Here is a 7151-nt window from a genome sequence, read left to right as displayed (position 1 = left end):
TGCAGGTTGCCTCCCGTCGCCGCGACCTCATCGGGGCGCTGGCGGAGACGGTGCTGGATCGTGTGCTGTCGCCGTTGGAGCACACCGCGATCGACCTCGCCCTCCAAGACGCGGTCAGGTCGGCGGAGGTGCCGATCCTGCCGATGGTCGTCGACCGCATCCTGGCCCCCAATCCCGCCGATGATGAGGACCGGCGCCTTGCCGAAGACGGCCGCCTGGTCGGCCACGCCCTGCGGAGGCTGGTGGCGGGCGACTTGCAAGGACTGTTCGATGGTCCCTCCACGGTGAGATTCGACCCGTCACTGCCGATGGTGTCGCTGGACCTGTCCCGCGTCGCTGAGAACTCCACGCTCATCTCCGTGCTGATGACGTGCTCGTCGGCGTGGATGGAATCGGCGCTGTCGGACCCGGATGGCGGGCAACGGTGGGTGATCTACGACGAGGCGTGGCGGCTCATGCAGTATCCGGCGCTCCTGCGGCGAATGGACGCGCAATGGCGGCTCGCCCGGCACTTCGGGATCGCGAACATGCTCATCTTCCACAAGCTCACCGACCTCGACAACGTGGGCGATCAGGGGTCCGCGATGCGCGCCCTCGCCTCCTCGTTGCTGGCGAACGCGGAGACTCGGATCATCTACCGGCAGGAGCCCGACCAGCTCGGCGCGACCGCGACCGCGCTCGGGCTGACCGGCACCGAGCAGAAACTGCTCCCCGGCTTGGGGACGGGACAGGGGCTGTGGCGGATCAAGGAGAGGAGCTTCGTCTGCCAGCACCAGTTGCATCCGGCTGAATACTCCCTGTTCGATACCAGCCAGCGCGCATCCGGTATCGCCCGCCCCGTCAGCCACGCTGAGCAACCATCACCCACGCTGACCGCTACGGATGGCGGTGAGCAGTAGTGCGTCACCCACGCTACAAGCGCACCCCAGACGGGCCAGCACGCCGGGACCAGCAGGAGCCGGCGGTGCCGGTCGTTCTCCCGCACGTCCTCATGACCATCGGCATGGATGGGGCGATGACCGTGACCGTCGACGGGGTGCCGCACGAGCCGGAGCCGTTCGCGCCGCCCTGGCGTCGCGAGGACTTCGCGGGCGTGCTTGACCAGCTCACCGATCAACGCCGCACACCGGTGCGGGTCGAGGTCCGCGAGGCAGACGGGACCGTGTTCACCGACATCATCACCCCCAGCACCCGCCGCCACCCCGCACCGGCCCCGGAACTGCGCACGCGACAGACAATGCCGGAACTGGTCGCCCTGCACGGGGAGGGGTTCGTTCCCGGCGAGGATGTCGCCGTCGCCGTCGTGATCGCACATGGTGACGCGGCCCCGGACGGGACCATGCGTGCCCTGCTCACCGCCGACCAAGCCGCGTCGAGCCCGACTCGCGAGGTCATCCTGCTCGGCCGCGTCTCCGGCACCCTCACCATCGGGCACCCCGAATGAGCACCCCGCGCCCCGCCGGGTCGCTCGGCGACGAGCTCAGCAACCTCGGCATCGCCGTCCTCATCGGCGCCGCGATCCTCGCCGGCATCCTCCGCGGCGCCGGATCGGTCGCCGCCTGGATCACCGGCACATCCCCGCCCGGCGGCGGGATCGAAACCGGCCTGGGCGTGCTGCTGAACCCTGGCGACCCGGCGGGCGCCCTTGATGCGCCAGGGCTGAACGTCCTCGCGTACTGGACAACCGCCGCCGTCCTCATCCTGGGAGCCGGGGCGGTGGGTTGGTGGGTGTGGCGGCTGCTGCGCGACCACGGCCGTCAGGTCAAGGCCGACCCGTACCGGATCGCCGGGATCGCCACCCGCACCGACGTCACTAAAGCCGCCTCCGAGACCGCGCTGCTGCGCCGCGCCGGGCACCTGCGGCCCTCGCTCGACAAACCCTGCGCGGAGGAGATCGGTTACCGAATCGGCGCCTCACGCGGCAAAAGCGTCTGGGCCTCGGTCGAGGACTCCATCCTCCTCATCGGGCCGCCGCGCTCTGGGAAGGGCGCCCACATCGTCATCAACGCCATCCTCGACGCTCCCGGCGCGGTCGTCACCACCAGCACCCGACCGGACAACCTCACCGCGACCCTCCGCGCCCGGCAGAAGATCGGCCCGGTCGCGGTGTTCGACCCGCAGCACCTCGCCGAAGGCGTCCCGGCGGGGCTGCGCTGGTCACCGATCCGGGGGTGCGAGGACCCGCTGACCGCGATGATCCGCGCGACCGGCCTCGCCGCCGGCACCGGCCTGTCCGCCGGCGGGGTCGAAGGCGGAGGGTTCTGGGAAGGCAAGACCCGCACCGCCCTCCAAGCGCTGCTCCACGCCGCCGCGCTCGATCACCGCCCGCCCGGCGAACTGTTCCGATGGACCCTCGACCCCTCCGCTGCCGCGGATGCGGTGGCGATCCTCACCGCAAACCAGAACGCTGCGGTCGGGTGGGCGGAGTCATTGCAGGCGATGATCGACTCCGACCCCCGCACCCGCGACTCCATATGGCAAGGCGTCTCCCTCGCCCTCGCCGCCCTCGCCGACCCTCGCGTGCTCGATGCCGTCTCGCCGCGAGCCGGTGAGAACTTCGACCCCGACACGTTCCTCCGAGCGAAAGGCACCCTCTACCTGCTGGCGACCGGAGCCGGCGCGAACAACTCCGCAGCGCTGGTCGCGGCGTTCGTGGAAGACCTCGTAGAAGCCGCCCGCCGCATCGCCGCCCACAGCCCCGGCGCGCGCCTCGACCCGCCATTGCTGCTCGCGCTCGATGAGGTCGGCAATCTCGCACCCCTGCCCTCTTTGCCGACGCTGATGGCCGAAGGTGGCGGCACCGGGATCACGACCATGCCGGTGCTCCAATCCCTCGCCCAAGCCAGGGAGAAGTGGTCGGAGAACGCGGCCGGGGCGATCTGGGACGCGAGCATCGTCAAGATCATCCTCGGCGGGGCCTCCAACTCGAAGGACCTGCACGATCTGACCACCCTCATCGGGGAGCGGGATGAGGTGACCGACTCCACCACGGTCGGTGACCACGGCTCCCGCTCCGCCCAGCGCTCGGTGCGGCGGGTGCCGATCATGCCGCCCGACACCATCAGGACGTTGCCGTTCGGCACCGCGCTCGTGCTGCTGCGCGCCGCGCCGCCCATCGTCACCCGGATGCGCGTCTGGACCGACCGGCCCGAGGCTGGCCAGCTCCGTGAGGACCGAGACGGGATTGAGGGTCTGCTGCAACGCCGGCCTCTGGGGTAGGTGGGTGCACCTGCCTGACATGGGCGGCCCCGAGGTGGCTGCCACCGATGTCAGAAGGGGACAGTCCGATGGCTATCCATACGCAGCAGTCCGTCTCGGGGTTCATCGCCTCGGAGCCGCAGCTCACCCACACCGAACGCGGGGATGCGCGGTTCTACGCGAAGATCGGGCAGGAGCACTACCGCAAGGAGCCGGACGGGTCGTTCACGCAGACCGAGACGACCTTCCACGACCTCGTGGCGTTCAAGAAGACCGCCGAGCGTGCGCACGCTCGATTCGCCAAGGGCGACAAGTTCGTCGCCGAGGGGTACACCCGCGAATACGACACCACGACCCCGGAGGGTGAGCCGGTCACGGCTGAGGAGTTCGTGGCGAAGAAGCTCGGCCACGACCTCGCCCGCACCAACTACGAGGTCACCCGCACCCGCCGCACCGATCCCGCCGCGGAACGCGACGCCCCGGCGTTCGAGACCGCCGCCCGGCGCGAGCCCACGCCTACGGCGCCAGCGCTCGGGCACTGAGGGCGGGACAAAGATGAGCGAGTACGACGCCGTTCCCGATGCCGACGAGCCCGAGCCCGACGACGAGCCGACACAAGACGGCGCCGCCGATGACGTGCCTGGGCTGCCGCATCCGATCAACTGGAACCTGCTCACCGCGACCGACGCTGAGGCCGAGTGGCTGGAGCTCAACAAGTGGGTGCATTGGCTCCGGGTGACCTACGGGTTGCCTGCGAGCGTGCTCCCGCCGTTCTGGCATCGGCACTCGGAGCTCGTGTGGGAGCTGTCCGCACTGCACCTGCACTGGCTGTCGGCTTACGACTCAGAGCAGGAGGGCAGCGCGCCGCTGGGGTGGCACCGCGATTTCGCGGAGGCTCGCCAGCGGCTGCGCGACTGGGTGGCCGCCTGCGGCACCCGCCTCGACCGCGACCGGCCCACCCGACAGACCGCGTGGCCCGGCGAGGAACCGGCCGAGCCAATCGAGGACATCACTATCCCCGACCGCGAGGAAGACTTCGTGGCATGGATGCACGCCGACGTCGCCGCCCGCCAGCAGGCCGAGGACGAGTTCTACGCCAGCCTGGACCCGAGCACGGGAGAAGTCCGATGAACAGGCAACAGCGCCGCAAACGGGGCCAGGAGCGGCGATTTCGGGTGGAGGCGGTTGCTCGGCAGTCGCCCGATCTACACAAGCTCGCGCAGGTCTTCCTCGGCATGGCCGTCGCCCGCGCCGAGGAGGAGCGCCGCCCCGCCGAAACGCCGCCGACTCCCTCTGGGGCGAGCGAGGGCGGCGAGTTAGAATCGAACTAACGCCACGGCTTGATCGTCCGATCTGGCCGGGTGCGCAGTCCTATTGCCCTCGTGGCTTACCTGCGATCCTCTCGGATCGCTCGTCGTGTTTCCGATTACGAGTCGCACCGTACGACGGTTCATCCCGTCGTACTGGCTCCCACCATCGGTGAGAGGAAACACGACTCATGACTTTAGCGCCCCCGGCACCACCATCCAGCCTCGACCGTCTCGGCGAAACCACGACCCTCGCCGTCTCCTATCTGCGCGTCTCGACCAAGGAGCAAGCAGAGCGCGGCGGACGCGACGAGGGATTCTCCATTCCCGCGCAGCGCGACGCGAATCTCCGCAAGGCCCGCGATCTGAACGCGATCGTCGTGGAGGAGTTCATCGATGCGGGCGAGTCCGCGCGCAAGGCCGACCGGCCCGAGCTGATGCGGATGATCGAGTATGTCAAGACCCACCAGGTCGCGTACTGCATTGTCCACAAGGTCGACCGGCTCGCCCGCAACCGCGCCGACGACGTGGCGATCCATCTCGCTCTCAAAGACGCCGGGGTCATGCTCGTCTCCGCGACGGAGAACATTGACGAGACCCCGAGCGGGATGCTGCTGCACGGCATCATGTCCACGATCGCGGAGTTCTACTCCCGCAACCTCGCCAACGAGGTCGCCAAGGGCATGACCCAGAAGGCCGCCACCGGCGGCACGGTCGGCCGTGCGCCCATCGGCTATCTCAACGTCCACAAGCGCGACGAGTTGGGCCGCGACGTGCCCACGGTGATTCCGGACCCCGACCGGGCCGCGCTGGTGCGGTGGGCGTTCGAGGCGTATGCGACGGGGAACTACTCGACCTCGATGCTGCATAGCGAGCTGGTCGACCGCGGGTTGACGACCGTGCCGACCCCGAAGCGGCCGTCCAAGGCGCCGGGGTTGTCCACGATCCAGCAGATGCTCTCCAACCCGTACTACAAGGGCGACGTGATCTTCCGCGGTGCCTGCTACGACGGGCTGCACGAGCCTCTGGTCAGCGCGGAGGTCTGGTATCGGGTGCAGAACGTGCTCACTGCGCACCAAGTCTCCGGGGAGAAGACCCAGACCCACGAGCACTACCTGAAGGGCACGATCTACTGCGGCGACTGCGGCGCCCGCCTCATGGTCAGCCACGCGAAGAACGGCCAAGGCGTCGTCTACCCGTACTTCATGTGCGGCGGCCGACACTCCAAGCGCACCGACTGCACCCGCCAGGCCATGCCCATCGCCGACATCGAACGGAAGATCGAGGACTACTACCGGCGTGTGCAGATACCCGAGCACGTCGTCACGGCGCTGCGCCACATGCTCACCCGCCAGTTCGATGACCTCCACGCCGCCAGCAAAGCCGAAAGACACACCCTGGCCGCGGAGCGCGACAAGCTGCGCGACGAACGGCGGAGCCTGCTGCACGCCCACCACGCCGGAGCCGTGCCGCTCGATCTGCTCAAAGAGGAGCAGGACCGCATCGCCCGCCGGCTCGCGTTCCTGGACTCCCGCATCGACGCCGGCCAGATCGAGTACGACCAGGCGAAAGCGCACTTGGAGGACTGCCTGGCCCTCGCGGGCGACATGCACGCGATCTACATGAGCATCGACGACTCGCTCCGACGCATCTGCAACCAGGCGTTCTTCGACCGCATCAACGTCTACGAACTCGAGAACACCGACACCGTCGATGCCGAACCCGGCGAACCCTTCGATGCGCTGCTCGATCCGAACCTCCACGCCGCAGCGCTGACCTACGAAGCCAGGCTGCGTGCGGGGGAGGATGTCAAACCCGACGACGTCGCGAGTTTGAACATCCAATCTTGGGTGGGCGATGCGGGACTCGAACCCACGACCTCTTCCGTGTGAAGGACTCGGAACCCGTATTGCGGCGGGTTCCACGCGGTGATTCCATTGCATCGGTTGCGGCTGTAGGTAGTCGTCTGCACGGTGGGGGTGCGCCGGGGGTGCGCGCTCGATGACCTCCCGAACTGCGCCGGGGTCTGATGAAGGGGTCAGACTTGCGGCTGCTGAGGCGTACCTGGAATCGGTGTGCGCGAACCCGTATGACGTGCACGGCGACGGCTCGGTGTGGGTGCGCTGCAATAGTCGTTTGGCGTCGAAGTGTCCGGCGTGCTCGAAGCTATTTCAAGGGGATTGGGCGGCGATCTGCCGTAGCGGGATCTTCGACGCCGATGGTCAACCGTTGAAGGGCTATGTCTGGGCGCTGGTGACACTTACGGCAGGGTCGTACGGCAACGTGCATCGTGTCCCGCATCGGCTACGCGACAAACGGGAGAAGTGCGCGTGTGGCGTTGTTCACGAGTTCGGCGCGGATGTGGCGGGAGAACCTATTGAGCCGTGGAACTACGACTACGCCGGAGCGCTTTTGTTCAACCAGTCCTTAGGCCGTTTGTGGAACAACACAACTACGCGTTGGCGGCGTGCGTTTGGCAAGGAGTTCCAGTACTTTGCGGTGTCGGAGGCCCAGAAACGAGGTTTGACACACAAGCACGTGTTGGTGCGGTTCGCGCGCGGCTCGATTCTCGCGCAAGAGCTATTGGCCGTCGCTTCGGAGGCGTACACCGCTGCGTGGACGGGTGAAGTCATCCGGTGGGGGCGG

7 protein-coding genes and 1 pseudogene are annotated in these 7151 nt (G+C 68.1%); all 8 read left to right on the top strand.

The window, feature by feature from the left end; translation table 11 throughout:
- Positions 1-899: pseudogene (locus ACTIAO_RS16550) on the top strand (ATP-binding protein); the annotation flags it as partial.
- Between the two features lie 65 nt (positions 900-964).
- Positions 965-1444, top strand: coding sequence for a hypothetical protein (locus tag ACTIAO_RS16545; protein WP_441907212.1), 480 nt, complete (start codon positions 965-967; stop codon positions 1442-1444).
- Positions 1441-3219, top strand: a complete 1779-nt coding sequence (locus ACTIAO_RS16540) for a type IV secretory system conjugative DNA transfer family protein (protein WP_441907211.1) — start codon at positions 1441-1443, stop codon at positions 3217-3219. Before ACTIAO_RS16545 ends, ACTIAO_RS16540 begins: the two co-directional genes overlap by 4 nt.
- Before the next feature lie 68 nt (positions 3220-3287).
- Entirely contained in the window at positions 3288-3740 is a 453-nt protein-coding gene (locus ACTIAO_RS16535; RefSeq protein WP_441907210.1) for a single-stranded DNA-binding protein, read from the top strand.
- 13 nt (positions 3741-3753) lie between these two features.
- The gene (locus ACTIAO_RS16530) at positions 3754-4329 is read left to right on the top strand and encodes a hypothetical protein (protein ID WP_441907209.1); all 576 of its coding nucleotides are present in this window, start codon (positions 3754-3756) and stop codon (positions 4327-4329) included.
- The gene (locus tag ACTIAO_RS16525; RefSeq protein ID WP_441907208.1) at positions 4326-4529 is read left to right on the top strand and encodes a hypothetical protein; all 204 of its coding nucleotides are present in this window, start codon (positions 4326-4328) and stop codon (positions 4527-4529) included. Before ACTIAO_RS16530 ends, ACTIAO_RS16525 begins: the two co-directional genes overlap by 4 nt.
- Positions 4530-4696: 167 nt before the next feature.
- Positions 4697-6397 carry a recombinase family protein gene (locus ACTIAO_RS16520; RefSeq protein WP_441907207.1) on the top strand — a complete coding sequence of 567 codons (1701 nt, stop codon included), beginning with the start codon at positions 4697-4699 and terminating at the stop codon, positions 6395-6397.
- A 109-nt stretch (positions 6398-6506) separates the two neighbouring features.
- Positions 6507-7151 (top strand): replication initiator (locus ACTIAO_RS16515; RefSeq protein ID WP_441907206.1); only part of this gene is annotated, 645 nt, incomplete at its 3' end.

This window comes from Microbacterium sp. (assembly GCF_052099035.1).
Taxonomy (GTDB): Bacteria; Actinomycetota; Actinomycetes; order Actinomycetales; family Microbacteriaceae; genus Microbacterium.
This window is presented reverse-complemented; position numbering and strand designations above follow the sequence as displayed.

Coding starts and splice junctions, on each gene's coding strand:
- ACTIAO_RS16540 (WP_441907211.1), top strand. CDS start 1,441: ATGAGCACCCCGCGCCCCGCCGGGTCGCTCGGCGACGAGCTCAGCAAC.
- ACTIAO_RS16535 (WP_441907210.1), top strand. CDS start 3,288: ATGGCTATCCATACGCAGCAGTCCGTCTCGGGGTTCATCGCCTCGGAG.
- ACTIAO_RS16530 (WP_441907209.1), top strand. CDS start 3,754: ATGAGCGAGTACGACGCCGTTCCCGATGCCGACGAGCCCGAGCCCGAC.
- ACTIAO_RS16525 (WP_441907208.1), top strand. CDS start 4,326: ATGAACAGGCAACAGCGCCGCAAACGGGGCCAGGAGCGGCGATTTCGG.
- ACTIAO_RS16520 (WP_441907207.1), top strand. CDS start 4,697: ATGACTTTAGCGCCCCCGGCACCACCATCCAGCCTCGACCGTCTCGGC.